Genomic DNA, 17,913 nt, shown 5'->3' on the forward strand with positions numbered 1-17,913 from the left:
GGAGCAGGCGGTCCGGTTCGCCGGGACGACGATCGTGACGCCGGACGGTGGTCAGCCGGCCGCGAGCCGGGCTCGGTGCGCCCGCACCTTGGCGCGGTTCCCGCAACGCTGCATCGCGCACCAGCGCCGGGTCCCACCGCGCGACGAGTCGTAGAACACCAGGCCGCAGTCCGGCGCCGAGCAGCGGCTGAGACGGGTCGGGCTCTGGTCGGCGTCAGCGTCGTCGAAGCCGACCTCGGTGAACAGGGCGACCGCGTCCCGGGCGACGCTCGACAGGGCCTGCGCGAGCCGGACCCGGTTCGCGCCTGCGCGTCGGCGGCCTCCGGCGAGGGTGGGCGGGACGTCCGGGAGTGCGGCGAACAGGTTCACGGTGTCGATGTCGTCGCGCGCCGGCTGCGTCCGTCCGACACCGGCGCGGAGTCCGGCGGCGACCGCGGTGCGCTCGGCCGGGGAGACCTGCGGCGTCGGGGCCGCCGCGACCGCGAGCCGGCCGATCGCCCCGCGCAGCGACCGCGCGTCGAGGAGCTCGCGGTCCGTCGCCCCGACGTGGATCGGCTCGGTGTGTCCGGACAGCCACTCGTCGAGGTCCGCCGGGGTCATCAGCAGCTCGCCGAGGTGCGCGCGGGGACGGCGGCCGTCCGGGTCGTCCGCGAACCCGCCCGTGTGGGCGAAGTCGAGCGCGATCCGGCCGGCGTCGAAGAACCAGGACGCACCGGAGTCGGTGCGGATGTCCTGGCCGGTGTGCATCCGCTCAGGGTAACTGGTCTGCGGGGTCACGCCGTCGGGGGGTACCCGTCGGCGTCCGGGCGGGCCGTCTCACGCCGTCGCCCGCACCTGCTCCCGACGCTGCCACACGATCGTGTTGCTCGGGTCGTACCGGCGGGAGCACCGGGCGCACGCCATGGGTCGCGTCGGCGTCCGGTACCGGAAGTGCTCGTGCCCCGCGGGGCAGGTCCCGACCCACGAGGCGAGCTCGGACGCGATCGGCCCGTCGTGCAGCCGCGACCCGACGTAGCCGAGGCCGGTGGCCGCACGACGCCAGGTCGGCCCGTGCCCGGCACGTGCGCCGGCGAGTGCGTGCGCGACCTCGTGCAGGAGCACCTGGTGGACGTCCTCGTCCTCGAACCGCGTGGCGAGGTGCCGGCTCACGGTGATCCGCTTGCGCGAGAAGTCGCACTGGCCGGCGCGGGTCTTGGCGTTGTCGAAGCCGAACGACCACGTGCCTTCGTCGAGGTGGAGCCGGATGAGCGACTCCGCCCAGATCCGGACGCGGTCGAGGTCGCTCACCGATCCGACTCGGTCCGGGCGGCCGCCTGCCGGACGGCGTCCTGCGGGTCGGTGGTGGTCGTGCGCTGCGTCGTCATGAACGCGCGCATCGACTCCTCGATCGCGGACTTGAGCGCAGCGGTCCGCTCGGCCGGGGCGCCGGCGGCACGGAACGCGTCGTGCGCGGCGCTCAGGGCCGTGCGAGCCTCCTCGTAGCGGCCGAGTTCGAACAGCGACCACCCTTCGAGCTCGGCGGCGGCGCCCTCGAGCTCGTGCCAGTCCTCGGTGGACGCGGTCCCGCGGGCCGTCGCGGCCTCCGACGCGGCACGCTCATGGCGACCGAGGTCGTGCAGCACGTGGGCGCGACGGACACGGGCCGCGACGCCGTCCGCGCGGTCGCCGGTGAACAGCGCGAGACGGAAGGTCTCCTCGGCGATCACCAGTGCCTCGTCGAGACGGCCGAGCAGTCGCAGCAGCTCGGCGCGTTCGGCGAGTGCCGCCGTGCTCCGTGTCTGGCCGAGCTCGCGGAGGCGCTCCTGGACGACGGCGACGTCGACCGCGGGCCGCAGGCTGATCGGCGCGAACCGCGCCCCGTCGGAGCCGGCAGGGGCGCCGGGCCCGGCATGCGCTCCCGGAGCGGCAGGCGATCCGGGACCCGTCGGCACAGGAGACCGTCCGGCCGTCGTCTGGTCGGAGGGGCGGCTGGGGTCCGACGGAGGGGTGAACATCAGATCAGAGGGTAGCCGGGTGCGCCGTGAGCGGGGTGATGCCGCGCGCGTTTCGGCAGGGTGGACCGAGCCGGACGGTCGGCCTGCGCACCGCCCGATGTCGATGCCCCGAGCTCGGCAGCCCGCCCGAGCTCGGCGACCCGCCCGAGCTCGGCAGCCCGGTCAGCGACCCGGGAGCCCGACGGTCGAGAACGCGACGACGATGTAGAGCACGCTGAACGCGATCGGCCCGAGCACGGCCAGGACGATCGCGACGATCCCCGCGGCGCGTCCACGCGCCTTCACCGCGGCGATGATCCCCTGCACGATCGCCCAGATCCCGAACAGCGTGCCGATCCCGGCGAGCAGCAGTGCGACGACGAGCGGCCCGGTGCTCGAGGCGTCCATGGAACGCTCGATCGCGCTGGGGTCGGTCGTCTTGCCCTCCGCGGCCTCGCGGAAGCCCGGGACGTCGATGATCGCCGACCCGAACACGATGCCGCTGACGACACCGAGCGCGAGGGCGACGATCCCGACGACGAGTGCGATCACCCCGAGCCGAGCGGATGGCTTCCGGGTCGCCGACTGGTCGCCGTTCCAGGCCTGCGCGGTGCCGCCGTACTGCCCGGTGCCGCCGTGCTGCCCGGTGCCGCCGTACTGCGGCTGCTGCCCGTACGGTGCCTGTCCGTACGGAGCCTGTCCGTACTGCTGCTGTCCGTACTGCTGCTGCTGCCCGTACTCCGCACCGGCGGGCTGCTGTCCGTGCTGCTCGCCGTACTGCTGGACCGGCTGCCCGTCGTGCTGCGTCGACCGCTCCCCGTACCGCGGCTGCTCGGACCGGTCCGAGGGGGACCCGGCGCGCTGCTGGTCCGCGTCCGGGGTGCGCTCACCCCAGCGCGGTGCGTCGCGATCGTCGTTGCTCATGGCGGTCCCGCCCGTTCCGTCTCGGTGCACGCCGGCCTGGTGCCGTCGCGCGTCTGGCGACATCCTGGCAGGGGATCCCGCGAATCGACCGGACGACAGGCGCGAGGCACGGGACGGACGGGAGCCGTGCCTCCCGTCCGGACCGGTGGGCCCGGTCAGCCGAACACGGACCGGTTCGGTTCCGGCGACGCCACCGCCGTCGCGTCCGTCACGATCGGCGCCCCCGCGGTGAACGCGCGGAGCTCCGCCCCGTGCACGACCTTGCTCGGCAGCGGATCCGACCCGTAGCGGCGCGGCATGTCGCCGATCGGCAGGTCGGTCGGCGACGCGAGCAGCACGACGTTGCCGAACCGGCGCCCCTTGAGCATCCCGGTGTCGGCGACGGCTGCGACGGACGGGAGCACCGCCTGCAGCGTCGCGACCTGCCCCCGTGCGAACGCGAGCCCGGCGCCGTCCGCGACGTTCACGGCGATCATCCCGGTGGGGGCGAGCAAGGCCGCGACGGCGCGGTAGAACTCGACGCTCGTGACGTGCGCCGGGATCCGGGAGCCGCCGAAGACGTCGACCACGGCGAGGTCCACCGTGCCCGCGAGCCCGCTCGGCAGCTTGCCGAGGGTCGCTCGGGCGTCGCCGTACCGCACCCGGATCGAGGCGCCCTTCGGGAACGGGAGCTCCTCGCGGACGAGGTCGATGAGGTCCCGCTCGAGCTCGAGCACCTGTTGCCGGGATCCGGGTCGGGTCGCCGCGACGTACCGGGGCAGGGTCAGCGCACCGGCCCCGAGGTGGAGGGCGGTGATCGGCCCCTCGGGCAACAGGTCGATGGCGTGCCCGATCCGCCGGACGTACTCGAACGCGAGGTTCGTCGGGTCCTCGAGGTCGACGTGCGACTGCGGCGTGCCGTCGACGACGAGCGTGAACGACCCCGGGCGGTGCTTGTCCGGTTCGATCGTCGCGATGCCGGCACCGATGCGGATTCCGTCGTCCATGTCCACAATCCTCCACCCGGGGCATGGGCCGGACCTCCACCGCACGATCCCCACCCGGGTCCCCACCCTGGGGTGGTGGGCCGGACCGGGCCGGATCGGGAGGCTGGTGTCACCGCTCGCCGACCGGGCCGCGGACCAGAACGGAAGGAACCGGCATGACCGCCCAGAACATCGCCGACATCGTCATCGGGATCGCGCTCGTCGGGTTCCTGATTTACCGCCAGACCACGTGGCAGTACCTCGACACGGGCCGCATCTGGCGGACCCCCGCCGTCCTCGGCCTCATCGGGCTCGTCATGACGGCGCAGTCCGGCACCGGGCGGATCACGAGCGCCGACGTCGCGTTCATCGCCGCCGAGGTCGTCGTCTCCGTCAGCATCGGTCTCGTGATGGGGTCGATCGCGCACTTCCGGGTCGCGTCGACGCCGAACGCCAAGGGCCACACGGTCCAGACGAGGACCGGTGCACTCGGCGCAGTGCTCTGGATCGCGCTCATCGCGGTCCGGATCGGCATGGACGTCCTCGGCGCCCACCTCGGGGCGCACCTGCTCTCCTCCACCGGCATGATCCTGCTGATGATCGCCGTGAACCGCGCCGCTCGTGCGCTGGTCCTCGACCGCCGCATCCCGTCGCCGGCCCGTGCCGGGGCATGATGGTCCGGTGACCTCGGACACCCGCGCAGCGTCCGCTCCCGACCCCGTCACGGGGCAGGGCCGGACGCCGCTCGGTCGCGGGCTGAACCTGTTCGGCGTCGGGGTCGTCGCCGTCGCGCTCGTCACGCAGGCGCCAGACCGGCCGGTCCTGGTGGTCGTGCTCGGCGGCGCGGCCGTCGGACTGTGGCTCACCTCGTCGTTCGTCCGGGACCGGGCCGTGCGACTCGCCTGCCTCGTCGCGATGCTCGTGCTCGGCGCCGCGACGACGGGGGCGACGTCGGGCCTCCTCATCGCCCCGGTGATCGCCGCCGTGGTCGCCCTCGAGGGCGACGAGCACCTCCGCGCGTGGGTCGGCCTGGCCGCCGCCGGGCTCGCCGCCGGCATCGACCTGGTGATCGCCGCCGTGACCGCGGCGTCGGTCGGGTTCCTGTTCGCGACGCTCGGCGGCATCGCACTCGCGCTCCTCGGCGGGTACTCGCGACGACAGAACCGCACCGCCGCGCGCCAGCGGGACGAGATCGCGGCGGAGCGGCTCGCGGCGGAGCGGGAGCAGGAACGGAATGCGCTGCTCGCCGACCGGGCCCGCGCGGCACGCGACGTCCACGACGTGCTCGCGCACAGCCTCGGTGGCCTGGTGCTCCAGCTCGACGCGGTCGAGGCGCTGCTCGAGGCCGGACGGACTGCCGACGCAGCCCGTCGCGCGGGTGACGCGCGGCGGCTCGCCGCGGACGGGCTCGCCGAGGCGCGTCGGGCCGTCGCCACCCTCCGGGACCCCGGGGTGGAGGACGCGGTCGGTCCGGTCCCCGAGGACGCGGTCGGTCCGGTCCCCGAGGACGCGGTCGGTCCGGTCCCGGAGGTCCGGCAGGACACCTCCCGGCCGGGAGGCGCGGTGCCGGTCGCGCACCCCGCCGCCGTCCCGCAGTCGCCCGGGTCCGGCACCCTCGCAGCCCTCGTCGAGGCGCACCGGTCGTTCGGCGGCGCGGTCACGGTGCACGGCGACGTCGCGCTCGCCGCGGTCGACGCCCGACACCGGGCGACCCTCGTCGCCGCGACCCGGGAAGCGCTCAGCAACGCCCGGAGGCACGCCCCGGGCGCTCCCGTCGACCTCGAGATCGCCGAGGCCGACGGGACGGTCGTCGTCACGGTGTCGAACCCCGTCGCGGTCACCGGCCACGGGCTCGTCGGCATCCGGGAGCGGTTCGCGGACCTCAGGGACGCCTCCTCGGTGGACGTCGGCGCAGCCGGGGACGACTTCGTCGTGGCGATGCGGGTCCCCGCCGCGGGGGTGGTGGCACCGTGAGCGTCGTCCGGGTCGTCGTGGTCGACGACCAGGCGATCGTGCGGGACGGTCTCGTGACGGTGTTGTCCCTGCTGCCGGACATCGAGGTCGTCGGCGAGGCCGAGGACGGGGTCGCGGCCGTGGCGCTCGTCGACACCCTGGTCCCGGACGTCGTGCTGATGGACCTCCGGATGCCGCGGATGGACGGCGCCGAGGCGACCGCGGCGATCGTGCGGGACCACCCGGGCGTCGGCGTGCTCGTGCTGACGACGTTCGCCGACGACCGGTCGATCGTCGCCGCGCTCCGGGCCGGCGCGCGGGGGTACCTCACGAAGGACGCCGGGCGGGTGGAGATCGCGGCGGCCATCCGGGCAGTGGCGTCCGGGCAGTCGACGTTCGATGCTGCGGTGGGGGCGCTCCTCGTCGCGGGGCTCCCGGCACCACCGGCTCCGGGCACCCGGGGCGTGGCCGGCGACGACGCCGCCCTCGCTCCGGGCACCCGGGGCGTGGCCGGCGACGACGCTGCCCTCCGCGAGCGGTTCCCGGCGCTGACACCGCGGGAGGCCGACGTCCTCGCGCTCATCGCGGACGGCAGCTCGAACCCGGAGATCGCCGCGGCGCTGTTCCTCTCGGTCCCGACCGTCAAGTCGTACGTGAACCAGATCTTCGCGAAGCTCCAGGTCACGTCGCGGGCGCAGGCGATCGCCCTCGTCCTCCGCTGAGCGGGGCCCGGACGCGAGCCGAGGACGTCGGGGACGACCGGGCGTAACGTCCGCGTCGTCCACCACGAAGGAGCACTGCACATGCGACACGCCACACTCGGCACCCTCGACGTCTCCCGCATCGGCCTCGGCTGCATGGGGATGAGCGCGTTCTACTCCGGCGTCGGAACGGACGACGCCGCCTCGACCGCCACGATCTCCCGTGCCGTCGAGCTCGGCGTCACGTTCTTCGACACCGCGGAGATGTACGGGCCGTTCATCAACGAGGAACTCGTCGGGGCCGCCCTCGCCCCGCACCGCGACGACGTCGTCATCGCGACGAAGGGCGGCACGATCAAGCACCGCGGCGACGGGTCGCGCGGCCTCGACGGCAGCCCGGAGAACATCCGACTCGCCGTCGAGGGCTCGTTGCGGCGCCTCGGGACCGACCGGATCGACCTCTACTACCAGCACCGGATGGACCCGGACACGCCGATCGAGGAGACCGTCGGTGCGTTCGCGGACCTGGTCGCCGAGGGCAAGATCCTGCACTACGGTCTGTCCGAGGCGGCGCCGGACCGGATCCGAGCCGCCCACGCCGTCCACCCCGTCACCGCGGTCCAGACCGAGTACTCCCTCTGGACCCGCGACCCGGAGGAGGACGTCATCCCGGTCCTCCGCGAGCTCGGCATCGGGTTCGTGCCCTACTCCCCACTCGGACGCGGGTTCCTCACCGGAGCGATCCGCGACCTCGACAGCCTCGACGCGGACGACTTCCGGCGGGGAAACCCGCGGTTCCAGGGCGAGAACCTGCAGAAGAACATCGCGATCGTGGACGAGGTCGAGCGCATCGGCCGCGAGGCGAACGCGACGCCGGCCCAGATCGCACTCGCGTGGGTGCTCTCGAAGGGCGACGACCTCGCGCCCATCCCGGGTACGAAGCGGGTGAACCGGCTCGAGGAGAACGTCGCCGCGGACGACATCGTCCTGACACCGGAGCAGATCGCGACGCTCGACGGCCTCGAGCCGGCCGCCGGTGACCGGTACCCGGACATGTCCGGCGTGCACATCTGACGCACGAACCCGTGGGGTGCGGACCGCGGCGGGCCGACCGTCGTGGTCCGCGTCAGACGTACCGCGATGCCGTCCGGACGGCGGCGTCGGTGTAGGAACCGCCGAAGAGCAGCGTGTGGAGCAGGAGCGGGGCGAGCTGATGGAGGCCGACCCGCTCCTGCCACCCGGCGGCGAGGGGTGACTCGGCGTCGTACGCGTCGACGACGGTGTCGAGGTACGGGAGTCCGAACAACGCGAGCAGAGCGAGGTCGGTCTCCGCGTGCCCGCCGTGCGCGATCGGGTCGATGAGCACGGCGCCGGTCGGCGCGTCCTGGTCGACGGGCCAGAGGACGTTGCCGCTCCACAGGTCGCCGTGCAGCCGTGCCGGTCCCGAGCCGACGAGCGCGGGCTGCCGCTCCTCGAACGTGCCGGTGCGCACCCGCTCGGCGACGCGCTCGAACACCCGGACCTGCTGTGCGTCGAGGCCGCCGGAGTCGGCGATCCGTCGGACGAAGTCGAGGATGCGGTACTCGGCGTAGAAGGCCCCCCAGGTGCCGGGTGCGTCGGCGTGGGCGACGAACGGGGTCCGTGACCGTCCCATCCGCAGCGGGTCGGCGTCGGCCCAGCCGTCCGGAGGGCAGCCCCACCAGCGTGCGCCGGCCGCATGCGTGTGGGCGAGGGCGCGGCCGAACCGCTCGGCGGCGCGTCTCGTCGGCCTGCCTTCGTGGACGCGGTCCATCGCGAGCCGGTCCGGCGCCGTCTCGGCATCCGGGTGGAGCCTGACCGTCTCGACCCCACCCAAGGTCTCGGCGCCCGCCATCCACAGCAGCCCCGCGGCCTCGGCTCGGGCCTCGGCCGGATCCGCGAAGGTCTTGACGTGCAGGTCGTCGGACATCGGTCCATCCAACCCGTCGGTCGACGCGCACGCCGCAGGATCGGCCAGCCCGGACGTCCGCGGGGGACTTATACACGGGGTCGGCGATCCCGGTCAAGATCGGACTGGACATCCCCGAATCGCGCGACTTATGATGGAGGTTCGCGCTCCCTGGCATCGGTGTCGTCATATTGCGGTCGACAGCCTCACCAGCATCCCTGGGCCTTCCGAACGACTCCCGAATATTGCGGCGGGAACGGAACGACCGGGGGTCCCTCTCACCTGATCATCCCATGCGGTGGTCCACACGGTACGCACCCCACGACGGGTGTGTCACGTGCGAGAGGAACCGGGATCGGCGAGCGATCAGTCCATCCACCTACATGCTGCTTGTCAGTATCGGCCCGACGGGGCCATCCGGAGGTTACTTCCTTGGCTGCTGCGCCCAACGCATCCACCAACACACCGAAGAACGGCCGCAACGCATCGCGGCTCTCGTTCGCCAAGATCACGGACACCCTCACGGTTCCCGATCTGCTCGCCCTCCAGACGGAGAGCTTCGACTGGCTCGTCGGGAACGACACCTGGAAGGACCGCCTCGCCGAGGCACAGTCCCAGGGTCGCACCGACGTCGCCCTCCACTCCGGCCTCGACGAGATCTTCGAGGAGATCTCCCCGATCGAGGACCTCGGCGAGACGATGCAGCTGTCGTTCACCGCCCCGGAGCTCGAGGACCCGAAGTACTCGATCGACGAGTGCAAGGAGCGGGGCAAGACCTACGCGGCGCCGCTCTACGTGAACGCCGAGTTCATGAACCACATGACGGGTGAGATCAAGACCCAGACCGTGTTCATGGGCGACTTCCCGCTCATGACCGAGCGCGGCACGTTCATCATCAACGGCACGGAGCGCGTCGTCGTCTCGCAGCTCGTCCGTTCGCCCGGCGTGTACTTCGAGCGCCAGCAGGAGAAGACGTCCGACAAGGACATCTACTCCGCGCGCGTGATCCCCTCGCGTGGCGCGTGGCTCGAGTTCGAGATCGACAAGCGCGACCAGGTCGGCGTCCGCATCGACCGCAAGCGCAAGCAGAGCGTCACCGTGTTCCTCAAGGCCCTCGGTCTGACGAGCGAAGAGATCCTCGAGCAGTTCCAGGGCTTCGCGTCGATCGAGGCGACCCTCGAGAAGGACGCGATCCTGACGAAGGAAGAAGCGCTCAAGGACATCTACCGCAAGCTGCGTCCGGGTGAGCAGGTCGCCGCCGAGGCCGCGCGCGCGCTCCTCGACAACTTCTACTTCAACCCGAAGCGCTACGACCTCGCCAAGGTGGGTCGCTACAAGATCAACCGCAAGCTCGGCATCGACGCCCCCCTGTCGGACTCGGTGCTGACGGTCGACGACATCGTCGCGACGATCAAGTACCTCGTCTCGCTCCACGCCGAGCAGAAGACGATGAACGGCACGCGCGACGGCGAGCCCGTCTCGCTGCGCCTCGACGTGGACGACATCGACCACTTCGGCAACCGTCGCATCCGCGCGGTGGGCGAGCTCATCCAGAACCAGGTCCGCACCGGGCTGTCCCGCATGGAGCGCGTCGTCCGCGAGCGCATGACCACGCAGGACATCGAGGCGATCACCCCGCAGACCCTGATCAACGTGCGCCCCGTCGTCGCCGCGATCAAGGAGTTCTTCGGGACCAGCCAGCTGTCGCAGTTCATGGACCAGAACAACCCGCTCGCGGGTCTGACCCACAAGCGTCGTCTCTCGGCGCTCGGCCCGGGCGGACTCTCGCGTGAGCGCGCCGGCGTCGAGGTCCGTGATGTCCACCCGTCGCACTACGGCCGCATGTGCCCGATCGAGACCCCGGAAGGCCCGAACATCGGTCTGATCGGTTCGCTCGCGTCGTTCGCGCGGATCAACTCCTTCGGCTTCATCGAGACCCCGTACCGCCGGGTCACGAACGGCCAGGTCACCACGACCATCGACTACCTGACCGCTTCGGAAGAAGACGAGTACGTGGTCGCGCAGGCGAACGCCCCGCTGTCCGGCGACTTCAAGTTCGTCGACGACAAGGTGCTCGTCCGCAAGAAGGGCGGGGAGGTCGAGCTCGTCGGCAAGGACGAGGTCGACTACATGGACGTCTCGCCGCGCCAGATGGTGTCGGTCGCGACCTCGCTCATCCCGTTCCTCGAGCACGACGACGCGAACCGCGCCCTCATGGGTGCGAACATGCAGCGCCAGGCCGTGCCGCTCCTCCGTTCCGAATCGCCGCTCGTCGGCACCGGCATGGAGGGCTACACCGCGATCGACGCCGGTGACGTCGTCATCGCGAACAAGGCCGGTGTGGTCTCCGAGGTCTCCGCGGACGCCGTCACGATCCAGCTCGACGAGGGCGGCACGGAGTCCTACTACCTCCGCAAGTTCGACCGCTCGAACCAGGGCACGAGCTACAACAACCGGGTCATCGTCAGCGCCGGTGAGCGCATCGAGGCCGGCGAGGTCATCGCCGACGGCCCCGCGACCGAGAACGGCGAGCTCGCGCTCGGCAAGAACCTGCTCGTCGCGTTCATGCCGTGGGAGGGCTACAACTACGAGGACGCGATGATCCTGTCGCAGAACCTCGTGAAGGACGACGTCCTCTCCTCGATCCACATCGAGGAGTACGAGGTCGACGCCCGCGACACCAAGCTCGGGAAAGAGGAGATCACCCGCGACCTGCCGAACGTCAGCCCGGACCTCCTGGCCGACCTCGACGAGCGTGGCATCATCCGGATCGGTGCCGAGGTCCGACCCGGCGACATCCTCGTCGGCAAGGTCACGCCGAAGGGCGAGACCGAGCTCTCCGCCGAGGAGCGCCTCCTCCGTGCGATCTTCAACGAGAAGTCCCGCGAGGTCCGCGACACGTCGCTCAAGGTGCCCCACGGTGAAGAAGGCACGATCATCGGTGTCAAGGTCTTCGACGCGCAGGACGGCGACGACGAGCTCGGCTCCGGTGTCAACCAGCGCGTGGTCGTCTACATCGCCCAGAAGCGCAAGATCACCGCGGGCGACAAGCTCGCCGGCCGCCACGGGAACAAGGGCGTCATCTCGACGATCCTCCCGGTGGAGGACATGCCGTTCCTCGCGGACGGCACCCCGGTCGACATCGTCCTCAACCCGCTCGGCGTCCCCGGCCGCATGAACTTCGGCCAGGTCCTCGAGATCCACCTCGGGTGGCTCGCGAAGCAGGGCTGGAACGTCGACGGCATCCAGGAGTGGGCGGCCAACCTGCCCGAGGCCGCACACAGCGCCGCCCCGGGGACCAAGGTCGCGACCCCGGTGTTCGACGGCGCGTACGAGATCGAGATCGAAGGACTCCTCGACTCCACGCTGCCGAACCGCGACGGGGAGCGTCTGATCGGCTCCTCCGGCAAGGCGCAGCTCTTCGACGGCCGCTCCGGCGAGCCGTTCCCGGAGCCCGTCTCGGTCGGCTACATGTACATCCTCAAGCTGCACCACCTGGTCGACGACAAGATCCACGCCCGCTCGACCGGCCCGTACTCGATGATCACGCAGCAGCCGCTGGGTGGGAAGGCGCAGTTCGGCGGGCAGCGCTTCGGTGAGATGGAGGTGTGGGCCCTCGAGGCCTACGGGGCCGCGTACGCGCTCCAGGAACTCCTGACCATCAAGTCCGACGACATCCTCGGCCGCGTGAAGGTCTACGAGGCGATCGTCAAGGGTGAGAACATCCAGGAGCCCGGCATCCCCGAGAGCTTCAAGGTCCTCATGAAGGAGATGCAGTCGCTCTGCCTGAACGTCGAGGTGCTCTCGGCCGACGGCAGCACGGTGAGCCTGCGCGACACGGACGACGAGGTCTTCCGTGCCGCCGAGGAACTCGGCATCAACATCTCCTCGCGGTTCGAGTCGTCGTCCATCGACGACATCTGATCCCGCCCGTCAATCGTCTGAAACACCAACGAGAGAAGAACATTGCTCGAAGCAACTTCCTTTGACGAACTGCGGATCGGTCTCGCGACTGCCGAGGACATCCGCCAGTGGTCGTACGGCGAGGTCAAGAAGCCGGAGACCATCAACTACCGCACCCTGAAGCCGGAGAAGGACGGTCTGTTCGGTGAGCAGATCTTCGGTCCGTCACGCGACTGGGAGTGCGCCTGCGGCAAGTACAAGCGTGTCCGGTTCAAGGGCATCGTCTGCGAGCGCTGTGGCGTCGAGGTCACGAAGTCGTCGGTGCGCCGTGAGCGCATGGGCCACATCGAGCTCGCCGCGCCGGTCACGCACATCTGGTACTTCAAGGGCGTGCCGTCGCGACTCGGCTACCTGCTCGACATGGCGCCGAAGGACCTCGAGAAGGTCATCTACTTCGCGGCGTACATGATCATCGACATCGACGAGGACGGCCGTCACGCCGACATGCCGGGCCTCGAGAACGAGCTGCGCCTCGAGATCAAGACCCTCGAGGGCCAGCGTGACTCGATCGTCGCCGACCGCCTCAAGAAGCTCGAGGACGACCTCGCCGCACTCGAGGCCGAAGGTGCCAAGTCCGACCAGAAGCGCCGGACCAAGGACGGCGCCGAGAAGGAGATGTCGCAGGTCCGCAAGTCCTTCGACGAGGACATCACCCGCCTCGAGCGCGTGTGGGAGGACTTCCGCAACCTCAAGGTCGGCGACCTCAAGCCCGAGGACGCCGTGTTCCACGAGCTCCAGGACCGCTTCGGGATCTACTTCGACGCCTACATGGGCGCCGAGGCGATCAAGCTGCGCCTGGAGTCGTTCGACCTGACCGCCGAGGCCGAGGCGCTGCACCTGCAGATCGCCGAGGGCAAGGGCCAGAAGAAGATCCGCGCGATCAAGCGTCTCCGCGTCGTGAACTCCTTCCTCATCACCGGCAACTCGCCGGCGGCGATGGTCCTCGACGTGGTGCCGGTGATCCCGCCGGAGCTCCGCCCGATGGTCCAGCTGGACGGTGGCCGCTTCGCGACCTCCGACCTCAACGACCTCTACCGTCGTGTGATCAACCGCAACAACCGTCTCCGCCGCCTGCTCGACCTCGGTGCCCCCGAGATCATCGTGAACAACGAGAAGCGCATGCTCCAGGAGGCCGTCGACGCCCTGTTCGACAACGGTCGTCGTGGTCGTCCCGTCACGGGGACCGGCAACCGTGCCCTCAAGTCCCTCAGCGACATGCTGAAGGGCAAGCAGGGTCGGTTCCGTCAGAACCTGCTCGGCAAGCGCGTCGACTACTCGGGCCGTTCGGTCATCATCGTCGGCCCGCAGCTCAAGCTCCACCAGTGCGGTCTGCCCAAGCAGATGGCGCTCGAGCTGTTCAAGCCGTTCGTGATCAAGCGCCTCATCGACCTGTCGCACGCGCAGAACATCAAGAGCGCCAAGCGCATGGTCGAGCGTTCGCGTCCGCAGGTCTGGGACGTGCTCGAGGAGATCATCCGCGAGCGTCCGGTGCTCCTCAACCGCGCGCCCACGCTGCACCGTCTCGGCATCCAGGCCTTCGAGCCCCAGCTCGTCGAGGGCAAGGCGATCCAGCTGCACCCGCTCGTCTGCGCCGCGTTCAACGCGGACTTCGACGGTGACCAGATGGCCGTCCACCTGCCGCTGTCGGTCGAGGCCCAGGCCGAGGCCCGCATCCTCATGCTGGCGTCGAACAACATCCTGAAGCCGTCCGACGGCCGCCCGGTGACCCTGCCCGCACAGGACATGATCATCGGTCTGCACCACCTGACGACCGTGACCGACGGGGCGATCGGCGAGGGCCGCGCGTTCTCGTCGGTGGCCGAGGCGATCCTCGCGAAGGACCAGAACTCGCTGCACCTGAACGCGAAGGTCAAGATCCGCATGTCGGACCTGTACTTCGCCGAGGGAGAGGCCCCCGAGGGCTTCGTGCAGGGGACGCCGTTCATCCTCGACACCACGCTCGGTCGGGCGCTCTTCAACGAGACCCTCCCGGCGGACTACCCGTACGTCCAGAAGGTCGCGGACAAGGGCACGCTGTCGGCGATCGTCAACGACCTCGCCGAGCGCTACCCCAAGGTCGAGGTCGCGGCAGCGCTCGACCGGATCAAGGACGCCGGCTTCTACTGGGGCACCCGCTCGGGTGTCACGGTGGCGCTGTCCGACGTCGTCACCCCGCCCCGCAAGGCGGAGATCATCGCCGGGTACGAGATCCAGGCGGCCAAGGTCCAGGGCGAGTTCGACAAGGGCCTCATCACCGACTCCGAGCGTCGCGCCGACCTGATCAAGATCTGGACCGAGGCCACGAACGAGGTCGCGAAGGAGATGCGCGCGAACTTCCCGAAGGACAACACCATCAACCGCATGGTGTCCTCCGGTGCTCGTGGCAACTGGCTCCAGGTCCGGAACATCGCCGGCATGCGTGGTCTGGTGAACAACCCGAAGGGCGAGATCATCGCCCGTCCGATCATCAACTCCTACCGGGAGGGCCTGACGGTCGCGGAGTACTTCATCGCGACGCACGGCGCCCGGAAGGGTCTGGCGGACACCGCACTCCGCACGGCGGACTCCGGGTACCTCACCCGTCGTCTCGTCGACGTCTCGCAGGACGTCATCATCCGCGAGGACGACTGCGGGACGACCCGTGGCCTCGAGCTGCCGATCGCGTTCGTCGACGCGGACGGCAAGCTCACCCGCGACGACACCGTCGAGAACACGGTCTACTCGCGGACGCTCGCGACCCAGGTCGTGAGCGACGGCGGCGAGGTCTTCGCCGAGGCCGGTGACGACGTCGGTGACGTCCTCATCGACGCGTTGGTCGCGAAGGGCGTCGAGAGCATCAAGGTGCGCTCGGTCCTGACCTGCGAGTCGAGCGTCGGTGTCTGCGCGAAGTGCTACGGACGTTCGCTCGCCACCGGCAACCTGGTGGACATCGGCGAGGCCGTCGGCATCATCGCGGCCCAGTCGATCGGTGAGCCCGGTACCCAGCTGACGATGCGCACCTTCCACACGGGTGGTTCGGCGTCGGCGGACGACATCACGCAGGGTCTGCCCCGCGTGACGGAGCTCTTCGAGGCCCGGACCCCGAAGGGTGCGTCGCCGATCGCCGAGGCCGCAGGCCGCGTCGTGATCGAGGACACCGACAAGCAGCGCCGCGTGATCCTGACGCCGGACAACGGTGACGAGCCGTTCATCTACCCGGTGCTCAAGCGCGCGACCCTGCTCGTGGAGGACGGACAGCACGTCGACCTCGGCCAGCAGTTCATCGCCGGCACGGTCGACCCGAAGGAGGTCCTCCGCGTCAAGGGTGTCCGCGAGGTGCAGAAGCACCTGGTGGGCGGCGTCCAGGACGTCTACCGCTCGCAGGGTGTGCCGATCCACGACAAGCACATCGAGGTCATCGTCCGCCAGATGCTCCGCAAGGTCACCGTCGTCGACCACGCCGACACCGATCTGCTCCCGGGCGAGCTCGTCGACCGTTCGCGGTACAACGAGATCAACCGCGCGGCACTCCAGGAGGGCAAGAAGACCGCTTCTGCCCGCCAGGAGGTCATGGGCATCACGAAGGCGTCCCTCGCGACCGAGTCGTGGCTGTCCGCCGCGTCCTTCCAGGAGACCACCCGCGTCCTCACGCAGGCGGCCATGGAGGGCAAGCGCGACTCGCTCGTCGGCCTCAAGGAGAACGTCATCATCGGCAAGCTCATCCCTGCCGGGACGGGTCTCAGCCGGTACCGCAACGTGGACGTCCAGGCGACGGAGGAGGCGAAGGCGGAGCGGTACCCGAACCGCATCTTCGCGGACGACTCGTCGTTCTCGGACGCCGACCTGAGCTTCGTCGACTTCGACAGCTTCTCGTCGGACGACTTCACGCCGGGTACCTACAACTGATCGACAGCGTGATCGAGTGAGACAGCAGGGCCCCGCACCGATCGGTGCGGGGCCCTGCTGCGTCCGTCCGCGCTCTGCGGTCCGCGCTCGGGGCTCAGGGGTCAGGGGTCAGCGATCAGCCGTCTCGTCGATGAGCGAGTAGAGGCTGAGCAGGTTGCCGTCCGGGTCGCGGAAGTCGAACCAGTCGACGGCGCCGGGGATGCGCTCGACCGGACCGACGTCGATCCCGAGTGCGCCGATGCGGGCGTGTTGTGCAGCGACGTCGTCCACGCCGAACCGCACGGCCACCTCGTTCTCATCGGCGTGCTCGTCGACGACGAGCTGGATCCAGATCCCGCCGATCTCGTACTCGGCGACGCCGTCGGCGGGCTCGAGGTCGGGCTCGGCACGTTCGAACACCGCGCCGTACCAGAGGCAGGCGGACTCGAGGTCGGTGACGGGCAGCCCGACGGTCACGCTCGTGATGTCCATGGTCCATCTTGGTCCACGGTGCGACGACTCGTCGAGAGCACCGGACGGACACGCGGGCACACACCGTCGGCGGCCCGCGCGGATCGGCTGCCAGACTGATGGCATGACGTCGCTCGCGGACCGGGTCGTGGCGCCCGCGCACCTGGCCACCCCGTCCCCGATCGACGGCGTCGTGTTCCGGCCGGCGACGCGCGAGGACATCCCGGCGATGCACCGTGTGCTGCTCGCCGCCTGTGCCGCCGACACGCCGGACTTCCATCCTGCACAAGAGGACATCGACAACGAGTTCTCCACGACGGGGCTCGATCCGCGCGCGGACACCATCGTCGGGCACGATGCTGCTGGACATGTCATCGCCTACGCCTTCGTCATGGTCCATCCCTCGCACGAGACCCTCGTCCGTGTGTGGCTCCCGGGTGCCGTCGATCCGCAGTACCGCTCGCGGGGGATCGGACGTCGGCTCCTCGCCTGGCAGCTCGGTCGCTCGCGGCAGCAGCTCGCCGCGATCGACGTCGACCTCCCGGCGCAGATCGAGCTCACCGACCGGGCCGGTGCCCCCGCGCTCGCGTTGGCGCTGCGGTTCGGCATGGAGCCGACGCGCTTCTGGTTCGAGCTCGAACGCGACCTCGCCGATCCGGTGGACGTCCCTGGTGTCCCCGACGGCTACCTCGTCCGCGCGTACGCCCCCGACGACCTCGAACCGACCCGTCTGGCGAAGAACGACTCGTTCCGGGACCACTGGGGGTCGCAGCCGACGCTCGCCGCGGACTGGGCGCGTGCCAGGTCCGCCCCGAGCTTCCGGCCGGACCTCTCCCGCGTGGTGGTCGATGCGTCCGGAGCCGTCGTGGCGTTCGCCATCACCGAGGTCGACCCGGACTCGTTCGCGGCCCGTGGCGGCAGCTACGGGTACGTCGACTACGTCGGGGTCGTCCGCGCGCACCGGGGTCGTGGTCTCGCGCCGGCGGTGCTCGCGAGTGCACTCGGGGGGATCCGGGCGGACGGGCTCACCGCCGCGGTGCTCGACGTCGACGCCGACAACCCGACGGGCGCCCTCGGGCTGTACGAGCGACTCGGGTTCGTGCGCGGAACGGTCGCGGTCACACACACGCTGCAGTACTGAGCGACGCCTCGGAGCAGGAGAGCGCCTCCTC

At 70.5% G+C, this 17,913-nt stretch carries 14 protein-coding genes; 7 read left to right on the plus strand and 7 right to left on the minus strand.

Features of this window, described 5'->3' with window-relative positions; genetic code table 11:
- Positions 1-51: 51 nt before the first annotated feature.
- The 5 genes from ACO0E0_RS04300 to ACO0E0_RS04320 form a co-directional block, all read right to left on the minus strand.
- Positions 52-747, minus strand: a complete 696-nt coding sequence (locus ACO0E0_RS04300; RefSeq protein WP_422870168.1) for a CGNR zinc finger domain-containing protein — start codon at positions 745-747, stop codon at positions 52-54.
- Positions 748-816: 69 nt separating this feature from the next.
- Positions 817-1,287 carry a SprT-like domain-containing protein gene (locus ACO0E0_RS04305; RefSeq protein ID WP_422870169.1) on the minus strand — a complete coding sequence of 157 codons (471 nt, stop codon included), beginning with the start codon at positions 1,285-1,287 and terminating at the stop codon, positions 817-819.
- Positions 1,284-1,994 carry a hypothetical protein gene (locus tag ACO0E0_RS04310; protein WP_422870170.1) on the minus strand — a complete coding sequence of 237 codons (711 nt, stop codon included), beginning with the start codon at positions 1,992-1,994 and terminating at the stop codon, positions 1,284-1,286. The genes ACO0E0_RS04305 and ACO0E0_RS04310 overlap by 4 nt, the downstream gene beginning before the upstream one ends.
- Positions 1,995-2,156: 162 nt before the next feature.
- On the minus strand, positions 2,157-2,897 hold the full coding sequence (locus ACO0E0_RS04315) for a DUF4064 domain-containing protein (RefSeq protein WP_422870171.1): 741 nt from the start codon (positions 2,895-2,897) through the stop codon (positions 2,157-2,159).
- A gap of 155 nt (positions 2,898-3,052) precedes the next feature.
- Positions 3,053-3,883 (minus strand): spermidine synthase, encoded by an 831-nt coding sequence (locus tag ACO0E0_RS04320; RefSeq protein ID WP_422870172.1) that lies wholly within the window; start codon positions 3,881-3,883, stop codon positions 3,053-3,055.
- 155 nt (positions 3,884-4,038) lie between these two features.
- On the opposite strand from ACO0E0_RS04320, the gene ACO0E0_RS04325 reads away from it, so the two are divergent.
- The 4 genes from ACO0E0_RS04325 (at position 4,039) to ACO0E0_RS04340 (ending at position 7,590) form a co-directional block, all read left to right on the plus strand.
- Positions 4,039-4,536, plus strand: a complete 498-nt coding sequence (locus ACO0E0_RS04325) for a hypothetical protein (RefSeq protein WP_422870173.1) — start codon at positions 4,039-4,041, stop codon at positions 4,534-4,536.
- 7 nt (positions 4,537-4,543) lie between these two features.
- Positions 4,544-5,836: a sensor histidine kinase gene (locus ACO0E0_RS04330; RefSeq protein ID WP_422870174.1), complete on the plus strand. Its 1,293-nt coding sequence runs from the start codon at positions 4,544-4,546 to the stop codon at positions 5,834-5,836.
- Complete coding sequence (locus tag ACO0E0_RS04335; protein WP_422870175.1) at positions 5,833-6,537, plus strand: response regulator transcription factor; 705 nt, start codon at positions 5,833-5,835, stop codon at positions 6,535-6,537. The genes ACO0E0_RS04330 and ACO0E0_RS04335 overlap by 4 nt, the downstream gene beginning before the upstream one ends.
- An 81-nt stretch (positions 6,538-6,618) precedes the next feature.
- Entirely contained in the window at positions 6,619-7,590 is a 972-nt protein-coding gene (locus tag ACO0E0_RS04340; protein ID WP_422870176.1) for an aldo/keto reductase, read from the plus strand.
- A gap of 52 nt (positions 7,591-7,642) precedes the next feature.
- On the opposite strand, the gene ACO0E0_RS04345 is transcribed toward ACO0E0_RS04340, so the two are convergent.
- Positions 7,643-8,464, minus strand: a complete 822-nt coding sequence (locus ACO0E0_RS04345; protein WP_422870177.1) for a fructosamine kinase family protein — start codon at positions 8,462-8,464, stop codon at positions 7,643-7,645.
- A gap of 411 nt (positions 8,465-8,875) precedes the next feature.
- On the opposite strand from ACO0E0_RS04345, the gene rpoB reads away from it, so the two are divergent.
- Positions 8,876-12,367 (plus strand): DNA-directed RNA polymerase subunit beta, encoded by a 3,492-nt coding sequence (rpoB, locus tag ACO0E0_RS04350; RefSeq protein WP_422870178.1) that lies wholly within the window; start codon positions 8,876-8,878, stop codon positions 12,365-12,367.
- 42 nt (positions 12,368-12,409) lie between these two features.
- A complete protein-coding gene (rpoC, locus tag ACO0E0_RS04355) occupies positions 12,410-16,291 on the plus strand; it encodes a DNA-directed RNA polymerase subunit beta' (protein WP_422870179.1) in 3,882 nt (1,293 codons plus the stop codon).
- Between the two features lie 108 nt (positions 16,292-16,399).
- Here the strand turns inward: rpoC and ACO0E0_RS04360 are convergent, their stop codons facing one another.
- Positions 16,400-16,762 (minus strand): VOC family protein, encoded by a 363-nt coding sequence (locus tag ACO0E0_RS04360; RefSeq protein WP_422870180.1) that lies wholly within the window; start codon positions 16,760-16,762, stop codon positions 16,400-16,402.
- A 103-nt stretch (positions 16,763-16,865) separates the two neighbouring features.
- On the opposite strand from ACO0E0_RS04360, the gene ACO0E0_RS04365 reads away from it, so the two are divergent.
- Positions 16,866-17,882, plus strand: a complete 1,017-nt coding sequence (locus ACO0E0_RS04365) for a GNAT family N-acetyltransferase (RefSeq protein WP_422870181.1) — start codon at positions 16,866-16,868, stop codon at positions 17,880-17,882.
- Positions 17,883-17,913: the final 31 nt, after the last annotated feature.

The organism is Curtobacterium phyllosphaerae (assembly GCF_049341865.1).
GTDB lineage: Bacteria > Actinomycetota > Actinomycetes > Actinomycetales > Microbacteriaceae > Curtobacterium > Curtobacterium phyllosphaerae.

Excerpts from the sequence above, each read along its gene's own strand:
- ACO0E0_RS04300 (WP_422870168.1), bottom strand. The coding sequence starts at position 747 with ATGCACACCGGCCAGGACATCCGCACCGACTCCGGTGCGTCCTGGTTC.
- ACO0E0_RS04325 (WP_422870173.1), top strand. The coding sequence starts at position 4,039 with ATGACCGCCCAGAACATCGCCGACATCGTCATCGGGATCGCGCTCGTC.
- ACO0E0_RS04320 (WP_422870172.1), bottom strand. The coding sequence starts at position 3,883 with ATGGACGACGGAATCCGCATCGGTGCCGGCATCGCGACGATCGAACCG.
- ACO0E0_RS04345 (WP_422870177.1), bottom strand. The coding sequence starts at position 8,464 with ATGTCCGACGACCTGCACGTCAAGACCTTCGCGGATCCGGCCGAGGCC.
- ACO0E0_RS04340 (WP_422870176.1), top strand. The coding sequence starts at position 6,619 with ATGCGACACGCCACACTCGGCACCCTCGACGTCTCCCGCATCGGCCTC.
- ACO0E0_RS04310 (WP_422870170.1), bottom strand. The coding sequence starts at position 1,994 with ATGTTCACCCCTCCGTCGGACCCCAGCCGCCCCTCCGACCAGACGACG.
- ACO0E0_RS04360 (WP_422870180.1), bottom strand. The coding sequence starts at position 16,762 with ATGGACATCACGAGCGTGACCGTCGGGCTGCCCGTCACCGACCTCGAG.
- ACO0E0_RS04365 (WP_422870181.1), top strand. The coding sequence starts at position 16,866 with ATGACGTCGCTCGCGGACCGGGTCGTGGCGCCCGCGCACCTGGCCACC.
- ACO0E0_RS04315 (WP_422870171.1), bottom strand. The coding sequence starts at position 2,897 with ATGAGCAACGACGATCGCGACGCACCGCGCTGGGGTGAGCGCACCCCG.